The 20,441-nt window shown below is 73.5% G+C and carries 17 protein-coding genes; 7 read left to right on the top strand and 10 right to left on the bottom strand.

Annotation, left to right across the window (positions count from 1 at the left end):
- Nucleotides 1-121 precede the first annotated feature (121 nt).
- From ACZ67M_RS14190 to ACZ67M_RS14180, 3 genes are all read left to right on the top strand, one after another.
- The gene (locus tag ACZ67M_RS14190) at nt 122-529 is read left to right on the top strand and encodes a hypothetical protein (RefSeq protein ID WP_392010132.1); all 408 of its coding nucleotides are present in this window, start codon (nt 122-124) and stop codon (nt 527-529) included.
- 356 nt (nt 530-885) lie between these two features.
- Complete coding sequence (locus tag ACZ67M_RS14185; protein ID WP_361352597.1) at nt 886-1,548, top strand: RNA polymerase sigma factor; 663 nt, start codon at nt 886-888, stop codon at nt 1,546-1,548.
- Nucleotides 1,548-2,699: a hypothetical protein gene (locus ACZ67M_RS14180; protein ID WP_469851027.1), complete on the top strand. Its 1,152-nt coding sequence runs from the start codon at nt 1,548-1,550 to the stop codon at nt 2,697-2,699. Before ACZ67M_RS14185 ends, ACZ67M_RS14180 begins: the two co-directional genes overlap by 1 nt.
- Before the next feature lie 130 nt (nt 2,700-2,829).
- On the opposite strand, the gene ACZ67M_RS14175 is transcribed toward ACZ67M_RS14180, so the two are convergent.
- Nucleotides 2,830-3,720 carry a L,D-transpeptidase family protein gene (locus tag ACZ67M_RS14175; RefSeq protein ID WP_469851025.1) on the bottom strand — a complete coding sequence of 297 codons (891 nt, stop codon included), beginning with the start codon at nt 3,718-3,720 and terminating at the stop codon, nt 2,830-2,832.
- A gap of 178 nt (nt 3,721-3,898) precedes the next feature.
- Here ACZ67M_RS14175 and ACZ67M_RS14170 point away from each other — a divergent pair, with 178 nt between their 5' ends.
- Nucleotides 3,899-5,497 carry an acyl-CoA mutase large subunit family protein gene (locus ACZ67M_RS14170; protein ID WP_392010138.1) on the top strand — a complete coding sequence of 533 codons (1,599 nt, stop codon included), beginning with the start codon at nt 3,899-3,901 and terminating at the stop codon, nt 5,495-5,497.
- 71 nt (nt 5,498-5,568) lie between these two features.
- Nucleotides 5,569-6,222, top strand: coding sequence for a leucine efflux protein LeuE (gene leuE, locus ACZ67M_RS14165; protein ID WP_361352589.1), 654 nt, complete (start codon nt 5,569-5,571; stop codon nt 6,220-6,222).
- Between the two features lie 13 nt (nt 6,223-6,235).
- Here leuE and ACZ67M_RS14160 read toward each other — a convergent pair whose 3' ends face one another.
- On the bottom strand, nt 6,236-7,660 hold the full coding sequence (locus ACZ67M_RS14160) for an FAD-dependent oxidoreductase (RefSeq protein WP_392099257.1): 1,425 nt from the start codon (nt 7,658-7,660) through the stop codon (nt 6,236-6,238).
- Between the two features lie 72 nt (nt 7,661-7,732).
- Here ACZ67M_RS14160 and ACZ67M_RS14155 point away from each other — a divergent pair, with 72 nt between their 5' ends.
- A complete protein-coding gene (locus ACZ67M_RS14155; RefSeq protein WP_469851022.1) occupies nt 7,733-8,383 on the top strand; it encodes a TetR/AcrR family transcriptional regulator in 651 nt (216 codons plus the stop codon).
- Here ACZ67M_RS14155 and ACZ67M_RS14150 read toward each other — a convergent pair.
- Nucleotides 8,368-9,363 carry a class I SAM-dependent methyltransferase gene (locus tag ACZ67M_RS14150; protein WP_392010145.1) on the bottom strand — a complete coding sequence of 332 codons (996 nt, stop codon included), beginning with the start codon at nt 9,361-9,363 and terminating at the stop codon, nt 8,368-8,370. The two genes, ACZ67M_RS14155 and ACZ67M_RS14150, sit on opposite strands and share 16 nt — an antisense overlap.
- 147 nt (nt 9,364-9,510) lie before the next feature.
- Nucleotides 9,511-10,395, bottom strand: coding sequence for a class I SAM-dependent methyltransferase (locus ACZ67M_RS14145; RefSeq protein ID WP_361352577.1), 885 nt, complete (start codon nt 10,393-10,395; stop codon nt 9,511-9,513).
- Nucleotides 10,396-10,682: 287 nt separating this feature from the next.
- Between ACZ67M_RS14145 and ACZ67M_RS14140 the strand changes: the two genes are divergently transcribed.
- On the top strand, nt 10,683-11,786 hold the full coding sequence (locus tag ACZ67M_RS14140) for an acyltransferase (protein WP_469851349.1): 1,104 nt from the start codon (nt 10,683-10,685) through the stop codon (nt 11,784-11,786).
- 61 nt (nt 11,787-11,847) lie between these two features.
- On the opposite strand, the gene ACZ67M_RS14135 is transcribed toward ACZ67M_RS14140, so the two are convergent.
- From ACZ67M_RS14135 to ACZ67M_RS14110, 6 genes are all read right to left on the bottom strand, one after another.
- Nucleotides 11,848-13,221 carry a polysialyltransferase family glycosyltransferase gene (locus tag ACZ67M_RS14135; RefSeq protein WP_469851020.1) on the bottom strand — a complete coding sequence of 458 codons (1,374 nt, stop codon included), beginning with the start codon at nt 13,219-13,221 and terminating at the stop codon, nt 11,848-11,850.
- A gap of 3 nt (nt 13,222-13,224) precedes the next feature.
- Nucleotides 13,225-14,190: a glycosyltransferase family 2 protein gene (locus ACZ67M_RS14130; protein WP_469851019.1), complete on the bottom strand. Its 966-nt coding sequence runs from the start codon at nt 14,188-14,190 to the stop codon at nt 13,225-13,227.
- A 135-nt stretch (nt 14,191-14,325) separates the two neighbouring features.
- Nucleotides 14,326-16,548 carry a polysaccharide pyruvyl transferase family protein gene (locus ACZ67M_RS14125; protein WP_469851017.1) on the bottom strand — a complete coding sequence of 741 codons (2,223 nt, stop codon included), beginning with the start codon at nt 16,546-16,548 and terminating at the stop codon, nt 14,326-14,328.
- Nucleotides 16,545-17,810, bottom strand: a complete 1,266-nt coding sequence (locus ACZ67M_RS14120; protein WP_469851015.1) for a hypothetical protein — start codon at nt 17,808-17,810, stop codon at nt 16,545-16,547. The genes ACZ67M_RS14125 and ACZ67M_RS14120 overlap by 4 nt, the downstream gene beginning before the upstream one ends.
- A 130-nt stretch (nt 17,811-17,940) precedes the next feature.
- Nucleotides 17,941-19,275, bottom strand: a complete 1,335-nt coding sequence (locus ACZ67M_RS14115; protein ID WP_469851014.1) for a polysialyltransferase family glycosyltransferase — start codon at nt 19,273-19,275, stop codon at nt 17,941-17,943.
- Nucleotides 19,272-20,246 (bottom strand): glycosyltransferase family 2 protein, encoded by a 975-nt coding sequence (locus ACZ67M_RS14110; protein ID WP_469851012.1) that lies wholly within the window; start codon nt 20,244-20,246, stop codon nt 19,272-19,274. Before ACZ67M_RS14110 ends, ACZ67M_RS14115 begins: the two co-directional genes overlap by 4 nt.
- Between the last annotated feature and the right edge of the window lie 195 nt (nt 20,247-20,441).

The raw sequence follows: 20,441 nt of genomic DNA, 5'->3' as shown, positions 1-20,441 counted from the left end.
GTGCGGCGAACGCGCGGCGGCGGTGCGGCGGACGTGGCGGAGGTGGGGTGGTCCTGCGCCGGTTGCGGAACGGCCGCCGCGAGCCTGTGACGAAACTCCGCCCGACGGCGCTCTAGCCCATATGACGACTGTGACCAGCGGATTGACGACCCAGCAGGAGAACCGGCCGTCGGCCGCCGCGAAGCCGGTGCGGTGGGCGGCGGACGCGGTGGCCACGATGCGCGAGGGCGCCCGGCTGCGCCTCGACTACTCGGCGCAGAGCCTGTGGCGCGTCGACCGGGTGATCGACGGCATCCGCCGCGAGGGGGCGCCGTACGCCGCCGTGGAGACCGCGCTGCGCGGCCTGGGCGCCTATGCCGGTGAGGTGATCGCGCGGGAGTCCGGCGGCGAGTGGTGGGCGACCGGGGGCGATCACTGGATCCGCACCCCCGACGGGCGGCTGTGGGACCCGGTCGACGAGGCCCGTCGCTGCTTCGCAGGTCACGGTTCGCTCCGGCTGCTGTGCCGGGACGCGACGACGGCCCCGTGAGGACGGTGCCGTCCGGCCGCCGAGGCAACGGCCGGGGCCGCCACCCCCCACAGGAGAGGCCCCGGCCGTCGCGCGGCACGGGCCGCGCGGCGGCCCGTACTCCCTTCAGCGCCGGGAGTGCGTTTTCTGTCACACCTCACCGCGTCACGGGTTAGTTGCATCTTGTACGGCAATGCGATCGGGACATGGACGGGTGGCGGTTTCAAGACGTAACGTGCCATTCGTGCCGACCAGCGGGGGGCTCGCTCCCGCGACGGGGGTTGCGGGAGACCACCGCGACCACCAATGGCGAAACCACGACGGCGAGGACCACGTCCGCGAGAGCGGCGCCGGTTTAGGCGCAGAAAGGCTTCTCGGTGCTGGGGGACGACGCGGAGTTGACCGCCGCGCTGCGTGCGGCACAGGACGGGAGCGAGGACGCGTTCCGGACTGTGTACCGCGCCGTGCATCCGCGGCTGCTCGGGTACGTGAGGACGCTCGTCGGCGATCACGACGCCGAGGACGTGGCGTCCGAGGCCTGGCTCCAGATCGCCCGCGACCTGGAGCGGTTCGACGGGGACGCCGACCGGTTCCGCGGCTGGGCCGCCCGGATCGCCCGCAACCGGGCCCTGGACCACATCCGCATGCGCGGTCGCCGGCCCGCGATCGGCGGTGACGAGACGGAGCTGGCCGGCAGGCCCGCCGAGTCCGACACGGCGGGCGAGGCCATGGAGGCCCTGGCCACCGACAGCACCCTCTCGCTCATAGCCCGGCTGCCCCAGGACCAGGCCGAGGCCGTCGTCCTGCGCGTGGTGGTGGGCCTCGACGCCAAGAGCGCCGCCGAGACGCTCGGCAAGCGGCCCGGAGCCGTCCGCACCGCGGCGCACCGCGGCCTGAAGCGGCTGGCCGAACTGCTCTCCTGCGATCCGGAATCCGGCGGCGGGCTGGACGCCCTGCCGCCGCAGCGAGAACCGCGCGGTCGTGCGGTGACGTCCGCCAGTGTGACGCATACGCGTGCGCGGACGCAGAAGGACATGTGATGGCCGACGAGCAGGACAAGTGGCTGGACCGCGAAACAGCGGAGCTCTTGCTGCGCGGAGAGTCACCGGACGCTGTCCGCCCCGCGGACCGCGAACGCGCCGAACGGCTGGCCCTGGCCCTGGGCGCGCTGTCCGCCCCACCTACGCCGACCGCCGACGAACTCCCCGGCGAAGCGGCCGCGTTGGCCGCTTTCCGCAAGGCGTACGCCGAACGGACCGACCTCTCTGCGGGAGCCCCGGGCGCGTTCGCGTCCGGCACCGCGACCCGGCCCTCCGACGCCGGTCTGGTACGGATCGGCCCGCGCGGCGACACCCCCGGGCGCCCTCGCTGGAGCCGGCCCCTGCGGCTCGGCCTGGTCGCCGCGCTGACCGTCGGCATGATCGGCGGGGTCGCCGTGGCGGCCGGAACCGGAGTGCTGCCCACACCGTTCGACCGCACCCAACCGGAACCCGGCGCCAGCGCCTCGGCCGCCGTGCCCCCCGACCGTTCGCTCCTCTCGCCCTCCCCGATGGACGGCACGCAGGGCGGGGCGGTGCCCGACGGCACCCCCTCGGGCGCGCCCGGCGCGGACACCCCGGGCAACGGCGGCACCGCGGCGAACCGGACCCCGGAACGCCGGAACTCGGACGACAAGGGGACCGACGGTGCCGACGCTAGGCGTTCCGGCCACGCCGCGTCGTGCCGCAAGGTGCGGGCCGGCAAGGACGTCGACGGCGCCCACCGGCGCGCCCTGAAGGAGGCGGCCGGCGGCTCGTCGCGGGTCGGGAAGTACTGCAGGCACCTCCTCGCCGTCACCGGAGCCGACGGCCGGGGCGGCGAACTTCGGACGGGTGACGGCGACGACCGGACCGACCGCCGCGACAAGCACGGCAGGACCGAAAAAGACGACAAGGGCGATAAGGGCGACAATGGAAACAAGGACGGCGAGGGCAAGGGGAAGGGCGGGAAGAGGGGCGAAGACGGCAAAGACGGCGACGACGGCAAGGACGAGGACGACGACGACCGCCGCCCCGCTCCGTCCGGCCACGACGCCGTCCGCCCCCACCAGTGGCACGCCTTTTCCGCTACCCGCCCTCTGACCTGCGCTTTCACCGGCGACAGCGAGCCGTGCCCGACGGGTGTGACACTTTCGGCCACCCGGACGCAGTAATGAGTGAGCCGACTGGTCATCGGCTTCCGCACCGAGCCGGGGTTCCCCCCGTACCTGCGGCTCGTGCACCTGGCGCGGGCGGGACACGTTCCCCCGGTCCCGCCCGCGCCCATTCACCCCGCCCCGCGCCTCACCGGTACACGACGACCTTGTCGCCGTTCCTCACCTGCGCGAACAGATCCTTGACCGCCGCTTCGTCCCGTACGTTGACGCAGCCGTGCGAAGCCCCCGCGTAGCCGCGGGCCGCGAAGTCGTAGGAGTAGTGCACGGCCTGGCCCCCGCTGAAGAACAGCGCGTAGGGCATCGCCGTGTCGTAGAGCGTCGACCAGTGCTCGCGGGACTTCCAGTACACCTCGAAGACGCCCTCGCGGGTCGGTGTGCGCTGCGAGCCGAAGCGCACCGCCATCGTCGAGACGGTCCGGCCGTCGACCATCCAGCGCAACGTCCGGCTCGACTTGCTGACGCACAGCACCCGGCCGGTCGTGCAGCGGGGGTCGGGCGCGGCGGCCGGCTGCCCGCCCATCAGGTACAGGTCCCACTTGCCGGGCTCGCGCGTCATGTCCAGCAGCCGCTGCCAGGTCACGGTGTCCGTCCTGCCCGTCCTCGGCAGCCCGCGCTTGCCCTGGAAGCCGCTCACCGCGCGCTCGGTCAGGTCGTCGTACGTGCCGGTGGGCCCGTCGACCAGCCACTCGACCTGACGCAGCCGGGCCTGGAGTTCGCGCACGTCCCGGCCGGAGTCGCCGCGCGTCCACAGCACCCTGGCCGGGAGCGGGTCGGGGTCGGAACTCGGTTCGTCCGAACGTGGCTCGTCCGAACGGGGCTCGTCCGTACGCGGTTCACCCGACGGCGGCCCGCTCGACGGCCGGTCCTCGGCCGGCGTGTGCTTCGGCGGGGCGCCGGTGACGTCTATGCGCACCGGCGAGTGCCCCTTGCCGTCCGGGCCCGCGCCCTGCACGGTGCAGCCGGCCGCCACCAGCGCGGCCCCCACGGCGAGGGCGACCGCCCTCCCCGCGTTCCCCATGCCCGCCTCACGCATCACGGCCCCCCGTCGTCCCACGGCTCCGCACGGATGTCCCCTGAGATGTTCCCCGCGAATGACGCCGAGTGAACGGAGCGGCATTGTTGTGACCGGGACCGCTCGGAGCAGGAGCCGGTGGCCCGATCGGTTCGAACAGGTGCTCAGAGGGAGGCGACACACCATGACGCGCGAGTCGGGCGGTGCTCGGTCCACCGAGAGCGGACTGCCCATCGAGCCGGTCTACGGGCCGGACGCCCTGGCGGGCTGGGATCCGGCCGAGCGGCTGGGGGAGCCGGGGGAGTACCCGTTCACGCGGGGTGTGTATCCGTCGATGTACACGGGCCGGCCGTGGACGATGCGTCAGTACGCGGGTTTCGGTACGGCGACGGAGTCGAACGCGCGGTACAAGCGATTGATCGCCAACGGCACGATGGGTCTGTCGGTGGCCTTCGACCTGCCCACTCAGATGGGCCACGACTCCGACGCGCCGATCGCGAGCGGTGAGGTCGGCAAGGTCGGTGTGGCGATCGACTCGATCGACGACATGCGCGTGCTGTTCGGCGGGATTCCGCTGGACAAGGTCTCGACGTCGATGACGATCAACGCGCCGGCCGCGCTGCTGCTCCTTCTGTACCAACTGGTGGCGGAGGAGCAGGGGGTGAGTGCGGACCGGTTGACCGGCACGATCCAGAACGACGTGCTGAAGGAGTACATCGCGCGGGGCACGTACATCTTCCCGCCGAAGCCGTCGCTGCGGCTGATCGCGGACATCTTCAAGTACTGCCGGGCCGAGATCCCGAAGTGGAACACGATCTCGATCTCGGGCTACCACATGGCGGAGGCGGGTGCGTCGCCGGCGCAGGAGATCGCGTTCACGCTGGCGGACGGCATCGAGTACGTGCGTACGGCGGTGGCGGCCGGGATGGACGTGGACGACTTCGCGCCCCGTCTGTCGTTCTTCTTCGTGGCGCGGACGACGATCCTGGAGGAGGTCGCCAAGTTCCGGGCGGCCCGCCGGATCTGGGCGCGGGTGATGCGCGAGGAGTTCGGCGCGCGCAACCCGAAGTCGCTGATGCTGCGCTTCCACACGCAGACGGCGGGTGTGCAGCTGACCGCCCAGCAGCCCGAGGTCAACCTGGTCCGCGTCGCCGTGCAGGGACTCGCCGCGGTCCTGGGCGGCACCCAGTCGCTGCACACCAATTCCTTCGACGAGGCCATCGCGCTGCCCACCGACAAGTCGGCGCGCCTGGCCCTGCGCACCCAGCAGGTGCTGGCCTACGAGACCGACGTGACCGCCACCGTCGACCCCTTCGCCGGCTCCTACGTCGTGGAGAAGATGACCGACGACGTCGAGGCCGCGGCGCTGGAGCTGATGCGGAGGGTCGAGGACCTCGGCGGCGCGGTCAACGCCATCGAGCACGGCTTCCAGAAGAGCGAGATCGAGCGCAGCGCGTACCAGGTCGCCCAGGAGACCGACTCCGGCGAACGCGTCGTCGTCGGCGTCAATCGTTTCCAGCTCGACGAGGAGGAGCCGTACGAGCCGCTCCGGGTCGACCCGGCCATCGAGGCGCAGCAGGCCGAACGCCTCGCCAAGCTCCGCGCGGAGCGCGACCAGGAGGCGGTCGACGCGGCGCTGGCGGCGCTGCGGAAGGCCGCGGGGGGCACCGGCAACGTCCTCTACCCGATGAAGGACGCGCTGCGCGCGCGGGCGACGGTCGGCGAGGTCTGCAACGCGCTGCGGGAGGTCTGGGGGACGTACGAGCCCTCGGACGTCTTCTGACGCCGTAGGGGCCGTTCTCGAACAGTGGAACACCTGGGCGGAGTTTCGTGACTTCGTGCGACACTCCGCCCATGTTCGGCGTCATCGATCTCCCCACCTACCTCGCAGGCCTCGCTCTGATCGTCCTGCTCCCCGGTCCCAACTCGCTCTACGTCCTCTCCGTCGCCGCCCGTCGCGGCGTGCGCGCCGGGTACACGGCCGCCGCCGGCGTCTGGTGCGGGGACACGGTGCTGATGACGCTGTCGGCCGCCGGGGTCGCCTCGCTGCTCCAGGCCAACGCGGTGCTGTTCGGCATCGTGAAGTACGCCGGTGCCGGATACCTCACCTGGATGGCGTTCGGCATGCTGCGCGCCGCGTGGGGGATGTGGCGCACGCGCCGGGAACAGGCCGCGCGGGACACCGGCGTCCCCGCCGCCGGCGGCGACGAGCGGCCCTTCCGCCGGGCCCTGGTGGTCAGCCTGGTCAACCCCAAGGCGATCCTGTTCTTCGTCGCCTTCTTCGTGCAGTTCGTCGACCCGGGCTACGCCTATCCCGCCCTGTCCTTCGTCGTCCTGGGCGTCTTCGCGCAGGTGGCCAGCTTCCTGTACCTCAGCGCGCTGATCTTCAGCGGCACCCGGCTGGCCGCCGCCTTCCGGCGCCGCAGGCGGCTCTCGGCGGGGGCGACCTCGGCGGCCGGCGCGCTGTTCCTGGGCTTCGCCGTGAAGCTCTCGGTCGCGAGCGCGTAGCCGCCGCGCTCCGTCAGGACCGGCCGAAGCGCGCCAGGTGGGCGTCGAGGCCGGCCGGGGAGTCGCCCGCCCAGCCGACGTACCCGTCCGGCCGTACGAGGAACAGGCCCGTGCCGTACGCCGGGTGCGGCTCCCCGCGCACCACCCGCACCGCCCCGTCCGCACCGCCCGGCGCCGCGGGGGCCTCCGTGCCCAGCGCCAGCAGCGTCCAGTGCGGCCCCCGGAACGCGTCGAAGAGCCGCACGCCGTCCACCTTCCCGTCGGGAGCGCGGTCGCCGGCCCGCAGCGCGTCCTCCGGGACCGCCGCCCGCGCCTCCACGGTCAGGGCCGAGTCCCGGTAGCCCAGCCCCAGCTGACGGGTCGCGTCCCCGCGCCGCACCTCGCCGCGGTGGACGCCGGTGGACAGGCCGAGCATCTGCGCGGCGACCGGGCGCCGTTCCGCCTCGTAGCTGTCCAGCAGCGCCTTCGGGGCGCCGTCGCGCAGGACGGCGCCCAGCTTCCAGCCGAGGTTGTAGGCGTCCTGCACGCTGGTGTTCAGACCCTGGCCGCCCGCCGGTGAGTGCACGTGCGCCGCGTCCCCGGCGAGGAGGACCCGGCCCGCGCGGAAGCGGTCGGCCAGGGCGGCGCGGGGCCGGAAGTCGGAGGCCCAGCGCACCTCGGTGACGGCCTCGGGGGCGAGGTGCGAGCGGGCGGCGACGACCGCGCGGATGCCGTCCGGGGTGAGGTCCACCGCCGTGTCCTCCGGGAACCGGGCGACCACCTGGAAGTCCTCGGTGCCGGCCAGCGGGCACACGGCGAGGAAGCCGACGCCCTCGTCGCCGTCGCGGGGCGGGAAGATGTGCCAGTTGTCGCGGTCCAGGCCGGTGATCCGGACGTCCGCGACCAGCGTCGGGTGCGGATCGACGGCCTCCCCGGTCATGCCGATGCCCACCGCGCGGCGCACCGCCGACCGGCCGCCGTCCGCCGCGACCAGGTAGCGCGCCCGTACGGCGCGGCCCGAGGCGAGGTGCGCGGTGACACCGTCCGCGTCCTGCGCGACGCCGGTGACCTCATGGCCGAAGGCGACCTCGCCGCCCAGCTCCGCCAGCCGCCGGGCCAGGATCTCCTGCGTGCGCCACTGCGGGACCATCCACGGCGCGTCGTACGGCGCGCCCTCGCTCGGCTCGGCCGGGTCGAACATCCGGTGCTCGCCGACCCGCTCGCCGTCCCGCCAGACCATGCCGACCGGATAGGTGCCGCCCGCCGCGTGGATGGCGTCGAGGACGCCGAGGTCGTCGAAGACCTCCATCGTGCGCGGCTGGATTCCCTTGCCCCGCGAACCGGGGAACAGCGCCCCGGCGCGTTCCACGACCAGCGCGTCCACCCCGCGCCTGGCCAGGTCGATGCCGAGGGCGAGACCGGTGGGACCCGCGCCGACGACCAGAACGTCCGTGTCCACGGCCACTCTCCTTAACGTTGTTAAGTGCTCTGTGGGTCCGAGAATGGACTTAACGCCGTTAAGCTGTCAAGCGTGAGTACTGAACGACGCATCCCCCTGGACCGCCGACGGGTCGCGGACACGGCGCTGAGACTGCTGAACGAGGTCGGTCTGGAGGGCCTGACCCTGCGCGCCATCGCCAGGGAACTGGACGTCAAGGCGCCCGCCCTGTACTGGCACTTCAAGGACAAGCAGGCCCTGCTCGACGAGATGGCCACCGAGATGTACCGGCGGATGGTGGCGGGGACCCCGCTCGACCCGGCCGACACCTGGCGGGAGCGGCTGCTCAAGACCAACCGCGGCCTGCGCACGAGCCTGCTGGGTTACCGGGACGGTGCCAGGGTCTTCAGCGGCTCACGCTTCACCGGCGCGGAGCACGCCGAGCAGATGGAGGACAGCCTGCGCCTGTTCACCGCCGCCGGGCTCACCCTCGCCCAGGCGGTGCGGGCCAGTACGACGGCGTACCTGTTCACGCTCGGTTTCGTCACCGAGGAGCAGGGCGTCCAGCCGCTGCCCGACGAGCGCCGGGAGGGCTTCGACGTGGACGAACGCGCCCGCCTGCTGGCCGCCTACCCCCTGACGGCCGCGGCGGGCGCGGAGATCTTCACGGACTACGAGCGGCACTTCGAGGAAGCGCTCGCCCTGGTGATCACGGGCATCGGCGCGGCCTACGGCCTGGACTGACCCGACCCGCCGGCCTTCGCCCGCTGCGCCGCCAGATACCGGCGCACCGCTCGGGTGACGATCGGCGGGAGCAGGTCCAGGGCCAGGCGGCGGGTCCGGGCGCGGGGGCTCGGCGGCCGGGTGGTCCGGGCGGTGCGGCCCGCCGGGCGCGGCTGGGTGGTCTGGCCCGGCACGGGCGCGGTGTCCGCCGGCGGTGCCTCCGGCCCGGCCGGCGCCGGGTAACGGGAGACCGGCAGCGGGGGCGGGCTCAGCCGCTTGCTCTTGGCGCGGGTGCGCACCAGCCGCTGTCCCGCGGCCCGCTCCACCGTCACGGCGATGTCGTCGCGCCCGCGCAGCGCGGCCAGCAGGGCCTCCTGCACCGGTTCCGGGTCGCCCCAGGTGCCGTACAGCTTCTGGCTGCTCAGGCAGACCGGGCGCAGCCCGCGGTTGAGCACCGCCTCCCAGGCGGCGACGGCGACGCCCGGGGTGTGCTCGCTGCGGAAGTCGTCGAGGACGACGATCCCGTCCGGTCCCAGCAGATCGCGGGCCGCGCCGATGTCGCCCTCGACGTGCTCGTACAGGTGCGAGGCGTCGATGTGGACGAAGCGGCAACTGCCCGGCGCGACCTCGTCGACGATCGCGGAGCTGGGCGCCTGGACGATGGTGGGCAGGGTCTTGTGGAAGGAGAGGTAGTTCCGTTCGAAGGCTTGCCGGGTGAGGGAGGAGTACGACTTCGCCGCCTCCGCCCGGTTGGCCGCGTCCGGCGGCTCGGCCCCGAACAGGTCGCAGACGGTGAGCGTCTCGCCGTCCCGCAGCCGGTGCCCGAGCAGGATCGCGCTCTTGCCCAGGTAGGCACCCAGTTCCAGCAGGTCGCCGCGGGTGCCCATGGTCTCCTGTCGCTCCAGGAACCAGGAGAACAGCACCTGGTCGAGCGGCCAGAACCAGCCGGGGACGTCGTTCAGCTCACCGGGGTACTTGTGCGTCTCTTGCGCAGTGGCCATGAGGGGAGGATGCCTCCTCCGAGCCGGAAATGGGGTCGGCGCGCGCGATCCGATGGAAGGAAAATCGCACGAATTGCTCAATGCGTCCGGACGGGCACCGTCCGCAACCCGGGCTTCGGTGGCCGCCCGGACGGCGCCGGAAAGTGCTCAGGACGCCCGCAGGAAGGCGGAGTGGGCCGCCCTGCCCAGGTAGGTGAAGCGCGTGCCGTCCCGCAGATGGTCGTCCAGGGCTTCCTTGATGCCCGGCCAGCTCGGGTCGCCGTAGTCGTCCAGGACGACGATCCCGCCGGGCGCGGCGATCTCCTCGGCCCACTGGAGATCCTGGCGGACCCCCTTCGCCGAGTGGTCGCCGTCGACGACGATCACGCCGTAGGCGCGGTCCGAGACGGCCGCCCGGGTCTCGGGGTCCTCGGAGTAGCCGCGCCGGATCCGGGCCTCCGCGCCCGCCCGGCCGGCGAGGGCGAGGTTGGTGCGCACGGCGTGCTCGTCGACCGGGGTGCCCGTCGGGTCGGGACGCACGGTGGTGCCGGGCTGGAGCTGCACACCGGCGAACGGGTCCACGATGGTCAGGGCCGGGCTGCGCCCGTCGCGCTCCAGCATCCGGACCAGCCCGGTGGAGAACATGCCGTACAGCGTTCCTATCTCCAGGACCTCGTCGTTCGGCGGATCGAGCAGCGGGACGGTGGCGAGCTTGCCGCAGATGTTCATGGTGCCGCCCGCGATCCGGCCCACGCCCAGCGACTCCAGCGCGATCAGCAGACGGTAGGCCGTCGTGACGTTGCGGGAGGCCGTGGCACGGTCCCCGGACAGCGCCGCGACCTCGGCGCGCAGCCGCTCCAGCGGGCCCTCGGCCAGCACCCGGGACAGGCCCCGGCCGTCCGCGCCGAGCAGCACGTCGCAGGTCAGCCGGTGTGGAGTGGCCTCGCGGACCGCCGAGCGCACCCGACGGTCGATGCGCTGGTCGATCAGATCCGCCACGGGACGCAGCAGACGCCGGGAGACCGGACTGCGGAGCAGGGAACGGCTGTTCATGGGCGAACGACCTCAATCCGTCACGGAGGTGCAGGTGGGTACGTGGAACGCCAGTGGGGTGGGTGCGGCCAGACTAGGGAGGTCCTCGGCCGGACGCGCTGCCTCCGGAGGGGCCGCCGGGAGAACTTCTGCGGAACTCCGGGAGGCCGTCGGACGACGTCTCCCGCCGTTCACCGGAAGGTCACGCGCAGGTGGGCGATGTTCATCCGGCACGGCTTCCCGCCACTCACGGCGCCCTCATAGCCTGCACCGATGTCCCCGCGCGTCCTACCCGGGAGTGACCACCCATCGCCGCCGAGCCCCTGACCGCCGCCGACTCCGTACGGCCCGCCGCCACCGCCGCTGTCCCCCCGCCCCCGCGCGTCCGGGGCGAGCACCGGTACGACATCGACCTCGTCCGCGTCCTGGCCTCGGTCGGGGTCATCGTCTGCCACGCCGCGGGCGAACTCATGAAGGCCGTGGACCGCAGCCCCGCGGGCGGCGGGCCCGTCTACTGGACCGCCCTCACCGGGGACGCGCTCAGCCGGTGCGCCGTGCCGCTGTTCTTCGCCATCGCCGGGTGGGTCGTGCTCAGCGGCGCGCCGCCCCGAGACGACGGCCAGGTCCGCAAGCGGCTGACCCGCATCGTCGTCCCGATGGCCGTGTGGACCGTCGCCTACCTCCTGTGGGACCGGGTGCGGGACGCCCACACCGACCCCGTGCGCGACCTCGCCCTGGACGCGGTGTTCGGCTCCGTCCGGCCCGCCTTCCACCTCTGGTACCTGTACGCCTACGTCCCCGTGATCCTGCTGCTCTCGGTGGCCGTCCTGGTCCGGGGCGGCAAACGGCCCTGGGGCGCGGGTGCCGCGCTGCTCGGCATCGCCCTCGCGCCGACCGTGCTCGGCGACCTCGGACGCCTCCTCGACGTCCGGGTCCCGCCCTTCGCCTGGCAGTTCGGCGTCTACCAGATCGCGTACGCCGTCGCCGGGGCCGCGCTGCTCTCGCTGCCGGGCCCCGCCGTCGGCGGCCGGAGGCGGCGGCTGCTGTGGCTGGCCGGCGGGCTGTGCGCGTGGGCCGCGGTGGCCGCCTACGAGCACCGGGTGCACTTCCCCGGCCCGTACGCCTCGCTCGGGGTGGCACTGCTGGCGGGGACCCTGCTGATGGCCCTCAACCGGATCAGGGTGCCGGAGCGCTTCCGCCCGCTCCTCGCCCGGCTCGCCGGGGCCTCCTTCGGGGCGTATCTGGTCCACCTGATGTTCCTGGAGGCGCTCGCCCCGCGCGTGGTCTCCGCGGACGCGGGCTGGGCGGGCGCCGTGGGCGCTCTCGCCGGGCTGACGGTCGCGACGGTCGTGCTGTCGTTCGCCACCGCCCTGCTGTGGACCCGGCTGCGGCTGGGCCGCTGGCTGGGCTGAGCGGCGGGGACCGCGACGACGACCGGGCCGCGGGCGGATGCCGCCCGCGGCCCGGTCGTCGTCACTTCTTGCCGGCGCCGCGCCGCACCGCCCTGCGCACCACCCGCCGGGCCCGCCGCACCTGGAGCCTCGCGCGCAACTGCGGGCGGCTGCCGGGCAGTCCCAGCTCGGTCAGCCGCAGCTCGGGGAAGTAGTGGGCGGGGGTGGCGGCCAACCGGGCGCGCAGCCATGCCTCGGTCGGCTCCCGCAGGTCCGCGTACGTCTTGGGCTGCATGCAGAAGCCGATCGCCCGCACCAGCGGTGACAGCGACTCGGGTGCCGCGCCGACGCGGGCCGGCTCCTCGCCGCGCTCCAGGTCGGGCACCAGGTGGTCGACCACGGCCAGCGGCACCCGGTTGCTGTTCGGGTACGGCTTGAGCCGCTCCATCACCAGCGCCGTCCCCACCCGGGCGACGGGCACGTCGTAGTAGGCCGAGGCGGTCACCATCGCCGTCGAGAAGCAGCCGACGACCAGTTCGGGCGCGCAGCGGTCGTACAGCGTCTCGGCCAGCAGCGGGGCGTCCAGCACGGTGAGCCGTACGCCCGCGTCCGCCGCCGCCTTGCTCAGGGCCGCCGTGTAACCGGCGGGGGCCGTCGGGTGCGGCTTGAAGACCACGGACCGGTGCCCGGCCCGCGCGGCCCCCGTGAGCATCCGGATGTGCAGGTCCTCCTCCTCCTGCGCGGTGAGGATGTTGATCGCCGCCAGGTACTGGCCGAGCAGCACGGCCGTCGGCTTCTCCCGGATCACCGGGGCCAGTTCGGAGTCGTCCGCCGCCTCCCGGGAGATCTCGTCGAGCACGGCGCGGAACGCGTCGTCGGGGACGATCTCGGGCTCGACGCCGTACTCGGACAGCAGCAGGGGCCGCAGCCCCGGGATCAGGTCCAGGTGGAGGAGGCGCCGGACGCGGCTCGCGATGGTCAGCGGGAGCTTCTCGCGGGTCGGGCCGTAGCTCATCAGGCCGTCGGCGTACACGTGGACGGCGCTCTCGGAGAAGATCGCCGCCAGCGCGCGGGCCGGGTTGACCTGGATCGACTCGACCGCCAGCTCGACCAGGTCCCGCTCGTCGATGCCCCAGGCGAGCCGGAAGGCCTTCTGCCACAGTGCCGTGTCGTTTCCGCGCGGGCCCCAGGCGCTGGGGTGGTGCGGGCGGATCGCCTCGTTCCAGCTGACGACGGAGTCGAACCGCGCGGTTATTCGCCCGTACCCGTGCATCTCGTCCAGCCGCAGCGCGGTCTCGGGTATCGCCGCGTTGTTCGAGACCAGCAGCACCCGCCGGGTGCCGTCGCGCGGCCCGAACAGGCCCGCGTCGAGCGCCGCGGCGAGGGTGGCCGCTCCGTACAGGGTGGAGACCTGGAAGATCTGGGTCCGGTGGGGCGTGGAGGTGGTGTGGGACATGGGTCAGGCAGCCTTCCGCCCGTCACGCAGGCGGTTGAGCAGCCTGCCGCGAGTCCTGTCGATGGTCCGGAGGGTCTCCTCCAGCACGTGCTGGGGCATGCGGTGCAGCGCGTCCCGCGCCTCCCGGCGCAGCCGCTGGGCCGCCGCCGACTCGTACTCGTCCACCTTGCCGAGGTGGAAGGCGATCATGGCGCAGTACGTCCGCACGGCCTTCGGCAGGAAGCGCTCGGCCTCCGGGTCCTTCAGCAGGTCCGCGAGGAGCATGTCGTAGGCCGGGATGAAGTCCAGCTGCCGGGAGTCCTTTATCTGGGTCAGCGAGGTGGCGACGCCGCGCCGGTAGAACACGCCGTGCAGACCGACGGACGCGTACGAGCTTGCCTTCAGGTGCAGGCGCCAGATCCACAACCGGTCCTCGGCGGTGCGCAGTTCGGTCGCGAAGCGCATCCCGCCGTCGGCGAAGAGGTGCCGGCGGTAGATCCCCGCCCAGACGAAGGGGTAGTCCACCATCGTCTCCATGTGCGGCGGCGCGATGCCGTCGCGCGGGTCCATCACGGTGTTGCGCACGGGCGCCGGCGGCCGCTTGATCACTCGCTCCGTGCCGGTGGCCTGCACGTGGTCGGTGCGGGCGAAGTCGCAGCCCAACTCATCCACGCCGCGTACGAGTTCGGGCAGGTAGCCCGGCCCGTACCAGTCGTCGCCGTCGAGGAACGTGACGTACTCGCCCCGGGCCGCGTCGATTCCGCTGTTGCGGGCCTGCGCTATGCCCCGGTTGGTCTCGTGCCGGATCACCCGGGTGTCGGAGCGTCGCTCCGCCCAGCGGTCGATCACCCATGGCGTGGCATCCGTGGAGCAGTCGTCGACGAGCAGGAACTCGAAGTCCGGGTCCGCGTTGTTGGCGAGACTTCTCAGAGTGCTCTCGGCGAAGGTCTCCACATTGTGCATGGGGACGACGACGGACAGTTTCGGCACGCGGGCCTCTCACGCTCGAAGGTCGGGGATTGGAACAGGCTAACGACGCCGCCGAATCCGCCGGTGTCCAATCGGGCGCGGAAAAGCGAACTCCGTTCGCGGTGGAAGTGAATTCTTGGTGATTCGCGCCCGGGGTCACTTCGGGTCGAAGACGCTCCGCAGTTCCTGGAGGTTCGCCTGCGTGGTCTTCCACAGGAATTCCTGCGCGCCGAGCACGTCGGCGACCGCCGCCGCGTGGTCGTCGAGCACCGCGGACGCCCGCTCCGCGAGGCGCGCTCCCAGCTCCCGGTCGTGCACCGACAGCCCCCACTCCGGGCGCCCGATGTCCGAAAGGAAGTAGGCCAGCTTCGGATGGGAGACGAGGCTCAGGATCGGGGTCCCGCAGCCGAACGGGATCATCCCGGCGTGCCCGCGCATCCCGATCACCAGCCGCGCACGGGCGTACAGGTCGCGGATCGCGTCGTTCGACAGGGCGTAGAGCCGCTCGACGGGCAGGGCGATGCCGTGCTCCCGGCGCAGGTCGTGCACGAACCGCTCGTCGGCCGGCATGTGCGCCGCGTACCGGACGTCCGCCCGCTCCCGCAGGGCGCCGAGCGCGTGGGCCGTCTGGGCGAGGAAGTGACCGTAGTCGTGGCCGAAGCGCAGGCCCGCGCGGTCGTAGGCGCAGTTGACCAGGACGGTGTCGGACCGCTCGGCCGCCTCGAAGCGGCCCGGGAGCAGCTGCCGGGCCACCGTGGTCGGGCAGGGCTGGTAGCGCACCCGGTCGCGCAGCGAGGCGGGGAGCAGCTCGCGGACCCGGTCGATGGAGCCGTGGTTGCGCAGCCCGAAGAACGCCGACCGCTCCACGAGGACCCGCAGGCTCTCGGCGAACCGGCGCCGCCGGTACAGCTGCCCGTCGAAGACGTTGTACCCGACCGCGAACACCGCGAGCGGCGCGGTGACGCGGGCCAGCAGGTCGTCCGGCACGTTCCACTGCCAGTGGCTGTTGCCGTTGGGTGAGGTGTCCGGGAGGAAGAGCCCGCCGCCGCCCACGACCACCCCGCGGCGCGCGTTCAGCCGCTCCAGGGCCGCCTCGTCGACCAGCCGGTGCACCGGCTGCGGGTACCAGTGGCCCGGGCCCGTGTCGGTGCCGAAGCACAGGCGTACGGCCTCGGGCAGGACCTTGTCCCCGGCGTTCTCGTCGCCCTCGGCGAACAGCGCCACGTGCGCGAGCTGTCCGGCGGGGTCCGGCTCGGGGGCGGCGGCTTCCGGCTCCGGCGCCCGGGTGCGGACGTACCAGGCGTGGCAGCCCGCGTCGGTCGGGTCGGCGTCCAGGCCCTCGCGGGCGTAGGCGTGCGCGTCCGCCTCCCGGCCCAGGAGCCAGGCCAGCCGGGCGAGCTGCGCGAAGGCGCGCGGGGCGACGTCGGGGGAGGCGGCCGCCAGCAGCAGGTGGGCCTCGGCCTCGTCGTAACGGGACAGCGCCATCAGGCAGACGCCCAGGGTCTCGTGGCAGCGCGGCGCGTCCAGCCGGTCCGCCACGACGGGCGCGAGGACCTCGACCGCCTCGTCGTACCGGCCCTGCCCGCGGTACACGTCGGCGACCGTGCGGGCCAGGTCCAGCGAGGGGCGGGCCTTCAGCAGGGGCGGGGCGTAGTGCGCCAGCAGGTCGGGGTGCTTGCGGCCGCGCAGGGCGCGGAAGGCGGCGCGGAACTCCTCGTCGCCCAGCTCGAAACGGCGCCGCGCCTCGGCCGCCGGGCCGTGCCCGGGGGTGTCGGACGGCCCCGTGAAGCGCAGGACGACGACGTCCTCGGGCACCGGCAGGTCGTCGTGGAGGCGGCGGGCGGGGAAGTCGTACCGCGCGTCGAGCGGGGTCGGGGCGCCGTCCGGTGCCACGGTCCCGCCGGACGCGAGCCGCGCGGTCAGGGCGTCGTCCAGGTCCGCGCGCTGGACGACGAACAGCCCCTCGGGCCGCACCGCCCGCCGCTCCCCGTCCGGCCCGGCGTCCGTCCACCGCGGCACCGCGGCCACCCCGTGGCGCATCCGCAGCAGTTCGCCGAGGTCGCCCAGGACGACCATGCCGGGGTCGAGGACGACGACGGTGTCGTACCCCTCCAGCCCGAAGACGTCCCCCCGGCCTGCCTCCGCGCGGCGGGTGACGAGGCGCGGATGCAGCGGCCGCAGCGCGTCGAACGCGTCGTCGGGCAGATCGGGATGGAGGACCACGAAGTCCTCGCACACCCCCGGGTTGGACAGCACCAGACTGCGTATCAGGGTGGGGAGGCCGTCGAGGCCCTCCCGGTCGGTGTGGACGGCGAAGGCGATCCGGCGTCTGCCGGTGACGGTGCTCCGGTCGTCCGCGGAGGCGGGGGAGTGGGTCATCGCAGGGCGATCCTCATCTTGCTGTCGTCGACGTGCGTCGCGCGGTCCATGACCCACTCGGCCTCCCTCGGCCGCAGCCGCCCGGGCAGGGTGAAGCCGATCAGGTCGAGGCGGGGGCTCGCGTCCAGGAAGTCCAGGAGCCTGAGCACGGTGAAGGCGGTGGTCGTCGCCGGCTCCCAGCCGCCCTCGCCCAGCAGCGCCGGGTCGGCGAGCGGGCGGCGCAGGGAGGCGTCGCCGACATGCTCCTGCGCCCCGGGCGCCAGCCGGGTCCGTACGGCGCGGCGCCAGTCGGCGGCCGGGTCGCCGAACACCAGCCTGATGCCGGCCGGCCGCGTCCAGGCGGGCTCCTCCCAGGGGGCACCGCCCCGCAGCGTGACGGCGTGCAGGCCGGTGCGCTCGCCGGTGCCCTCGGCGCGGACCCGGTAGCCGTCGCAGCGCACCACCAGGTCGTAGCGGTCGATCTCCGCGCCCAGGGTGCTCGCGGCGACGTCCCCGGCGTTCGCGACCAGGCACACCGTCCGCCCCGCGATCAGGCCCCGCAGACCGGCCACGCCGACCGGGGTGGCGCCGCCGAGCAGCGGTTCGGGTACGGCGCCCTGCTCGACGAGGCGCCGGTGCCGGCCGTGCAGCTCCAGCAGGCGCCGCACCGCCGGGTCGCCCGGGCCGTGCTCGGCCAGCCGCTCCCGTACGAAGGAGGCGAACCGGGGTTCGACGACCGCGGTGGTCGTGGTGGGCTCGCGGAGCAGGGCGGCGAGACCGGCGCCCGCCTCGGGGAAGAGCGCCACGGCCGCTTCGACGCAGGCCCGGCGGCGGCGCAGGGTGTCCATCCTGCGGGCGACCTCGGGCGCCGGGGCGCCGCCGCCGAGGAGCGCGACGTAGCGCTCGTAGCACTGGAGCGCCTCGTCACCCCGGCCGAGCCCGTCCAGCGCCAGGCCGCGCAGCCGCCAGGCGCCCTTGGACCGCTGCCGGATCCCGGCCGACGACTCGGCGAGCCCGAGCGCCAGGCCCAGCCCGCGCTCCCCACCCGCCTCCAGCGCACGCTCGCCGACCTGGAGCAGGGCGTCGAAGGGGTCGGCCGACGGGCTGTCCAGCGCGGCCGCGAACACGCCGATCGCCCGGGTGAGCCGCACCTGCGGGACACCGGCGCCGTCGCCCTCCCCGGCGAGGTGCTCACCGCACAGACGCATGCTCCGCGCGTACAGCACCGGCCTGGCGGCGTCCTTCTGCCGTGCCTTGAACAATCCCGCCAGGGGTTTCGACATGCGCTCCACCGTTCTCCGACCGGAGCCCGAATGTGCCGCAGCCCAACGCTCCGCGGGTGTCCGGGGGACGGACACCGGGTGAACACTCGCCCCGGCCAGGAGCCCCGTACGCACCCGGCACCCAGCCGCCTCAACGCCCCAGGGACCGACGGATCGCCCGCGCCCGGCGCACGACCCTCCGGGCCGTCGAGTTGTGCGGCAGGAAGCCCAGGCGGGCGGGGATGCCGCCGGGGAGGCCCAGCGAGGTGAGGCGGCGCTTCTTGAAGTAGCGCCAGGTGCGGGGGGTCAGGCTCGTGCGGAGGTACTCCTCGGCGGCGGGGCGCAGCTCCGGCAGGACCTTCGGCTGCATCGCGAAGCCCACGGCCCGCAGCAGCCCGGTCAGCTCGTCGGCGCCGGTGCCCGGCCCGCCCTCGGCGACCGCCGCCGCGTCGGACAGGTCCGGCAGCAGCGCGTCCACGAGGGTCGCGGGCACGCGGTTGCTGTTCTCGTACGGCGTCAGCCGGTCCAGCAGCGTCTCGGTGCCCAGCCGCGCCACCGGCAGCCCGTACAGCGTCGACGCGGTGAGCAGCGCCGTGGAGAAACAGCCGACGACCAGTGCCGGGCGGGTCCGCTGGAACAGCACCTCCGCGAGGACCGGCGTCTCCACCACGTGCAGCTCGACGCCGAGCTTCCCGGCCTCCCGCTCCAGCGTCCTGGTGAACCGCGCCGGCGCGGTCGGGTGGGACTTGAACACCACGCGGGTGTGCCCGAGCGCCGCCGCGCCGGTCAGCATCCGTACGTGCAGGTCTTCCTCCTCCTCGGCGGAGAGCACCCCCAGCGCCGAGAGGTACTGGCCGAGCAGCACCGCGGGCCGGTCCACGTCCGGCAGACCCGCGCCGGTCTCCGCCAGCTCGGCGAGCACCTTCGTGAACGCCGGGGTCGGCACGATCTCGGGCTCGACGCCGAACTCCGTCAGCAGCAGCGGCGCGAGCCCCGGCACCAGGTCCAGGTGGAGCAGCCGCTCGACGCGCGTGCCGACCAGGGGGGCCAGCTTGGTGCGGGTGGGCCCGTAGCTCATCAGCCCGTCCGCGTAGACGGTCAGCGGCGCGTCGGTGAAGATCTGCGCCACGCCGAGCGCGGGGTGCACCTGGATCGACTCCACGGTCAGCGCCACGTCGTCGTCGCCGATGCCCCAGGCCAGCCGCAGGTGCCGCTCCCACATCGGTACGTCGTCCAGCCGCGGCGACCAGCCGCCGGGGTGGAAGGGGAAGATCGCCTCGTTCCACGACACCACGTCGTCGAACCGGTCGCGCAGCCGCTCGAACCCCGGCATCCGGTCGACGGACGGGGCCGTCTCGGGCGTCGCCGCGTTGTTGGAGACCAGCAGGATCCGCCGGTCGGCCGGGGCGAAGCAGCCGGTGTCCAGGGCCGCCGCGAGCGTCGCCGTGCCGTACAGCGTCGACGCCAGGAAGATCTGCGTGGTCATGCCGCCGCCTCCGTCCCCGCACGCCGGCGCAGCCGGCGCAGTCGTGTGGCGCGCTCGGCGTCCATCGAACCGAGCGCGGCGTCGAGTGCGTCCTGCGGCATCCGCCGCAGCGCCGCCGCGCTCATCTCCTTGAGTTTCCGCGCCACGGCAGGCTCGAACCTTTCGACGGAACCGAGATGGTGGGAAATGATCGCGCAGTACGTCCGCACGGCCTTGGGCAGCAGCAGCTCCGCCTCCGCGTCACCCGCCGCCCCCGCGACGACCTCGTCGAACGCGCGGATGAAGTCGAGCTGGCGGACGTCGCCGATCTGGGTGAGCGAGGAGGCCACACCGCGCCGGTAGAAGGCGCCGAGCAGCCCGGTCACCGCGAAGGAGTCCGCCTCCCGGTGCAGCTTCCAGATCCACGGCCGGTCCTCGGCGGTGCGCAGTCCGTCGGTGAAGTGCAGCAGACCGCGCTCGGCCAGCCGCCGGTGGTAGATCCCCGCCCACGCGTACGCGTAGTCCACGGAGGTCGAGCGGTGCGCGGGCAGGATCGCGTCGCGCGGACGCAGCGCCACGTTGCGGCGGCCGTGCGGGACGCGGTGCAGCGTGCGGGCCCGCCCCGTGCACTGCACGTGGTCGGTGCGCACGAAGTCGACGTCCAGCCCCTCGATGGCGGCCACCAGCCGGGCGCAGTGGCCGGGCGCCAGCCAGTCGTCGCCGTCCAGGAAGGCGACGTACTCGCCGCGCGCCCGGTCGATGCCGGTGTTGCGGGCGGTCGCCAGGCCGCCGTTCTTCTCGTGTATGACCAGCACCGCCCCCGGCAGCTCGCGCTCGGCACGGGCGAGGAGGTCCACCGTCCCGTCGGTCGAGCAGTCGTCGACGAGAATGAATTCGAAGTCGTCCCGCGCGTTTGCGCGCAGACTCCGCAGGGTGTCTGGTGCGTACTGCCGAACGTTGTAGAACGGCACGATGACGGAGAGCTTGGGCACGTGAGCGACGTTATGCGCCGGCCCGGCATTCGGTTTGACCGCCGCCTTGATGTGAGGTGAACGCGGCGTGGCGAAGCAGTGAAGCGAACATTCTTACGGGCGCCGGGCCGCCTGATTCCCCTTTCGGCGATGTGCTGTTCACCATTTGTTGGATTCCGGTTGGGCGGTTCCTAGAAATGGCTTCCTAGCGTCTAC

It is taken from the genome of Streptomyces sp. NPDC107500, assembly GCF_055582785.1.
Note: the sequence above shows the minus strand (reverse complement) of the source record. Positions and strands in the feature narration are given on the sequence as shown.

What these genes read in the sequence shown, in the direction of transcription:
- ACZ67M_RS14115 (WP_469851014.1), bottom strand. Translation starts at nt 19,275, where the DNA reads ATGACCACGCAGATCTTCCTGGCGTCGACGCTGTACGGCACGGCGACG.
- ACZ67M_RS14145 (WP_361352577.1), bottom strand. Translation starts at nt 10,395, where the DNA reads ATGAACAGCCGTTCCCTGCTCCGCAGTCCGGTCTCCCGGCGTCTGCTG.
- ACZ67M_RS14125 (WP_469851017.1), bottom strand. Translation starts at nt 16,548, where the DNA reads ATGACCCACTCCCCCGCCTCCGCGGACGACCGGAGCACCGTCACCGGC.
- leuE (WP_361352589.1), top strand. Translation starts at nt 5,569, where the DNA reads ATGTTCGGCGTCATCGATCTCCCCACCTACCTCGCAGGCCTCGCTCTG.
- ACZ67M_RS14150 (WP_392010145.1), bottom strand. Translation starts at nt 9,363, where the DNA reads ATGGCCACTGCGCAAGAGACGCACAAGTACCCCGGTGAGCTGAACGAC.
- ACZ67M_RS14190 (WP_392010132.1), top strand. Translation starts at nt 122, where the DNA reads ATGACGACTGTGACCAGCGGATTGACGACCCAGCAGGAGAACCGGCCG.
- ACZ67M_RS14120 (WP_469851015.1), bottom strand. Translation starts at nt 17,810, where the DNA reads ATGTCGAAACCCCTGGCGGGATTGTTCAAGGCACGGCAGAAGGACGCC.
- ACZ67M_RS14135 (WP_469851020.1), bottom strand. Translation starts at nt 13,221, where the DNA reads ATGTCCCACACCACCTCCACGCCCCACCGGACCCAGATCTTCCAGGTC.
- ACZ67M_RS14175 (WP_469851025.1), bottom strand. Translation starts at nt 3,720, where the DNA reads ATGGGGAACGCGGGGAGGGCGGTCGCCCTCGCCGTGGGGGCCGCGCTG.
- ACZ67M_RS14180 (WP_469851027.1), top strand. Translation starts at nt 1,548, where the DNA reads ATGGCCGACGAGCAGGACAAGTGGCTGGACCGCGAAACAGCGGAGCTC.
- ACZ67M_RS14170 (WP_392010138.1), top strand. Translation starts at nt 3,899, where the DNA reads ATGACGCGCGAGTCGGGCGGTGCTCGGTCCACCGAGAGCGGACTGCCC.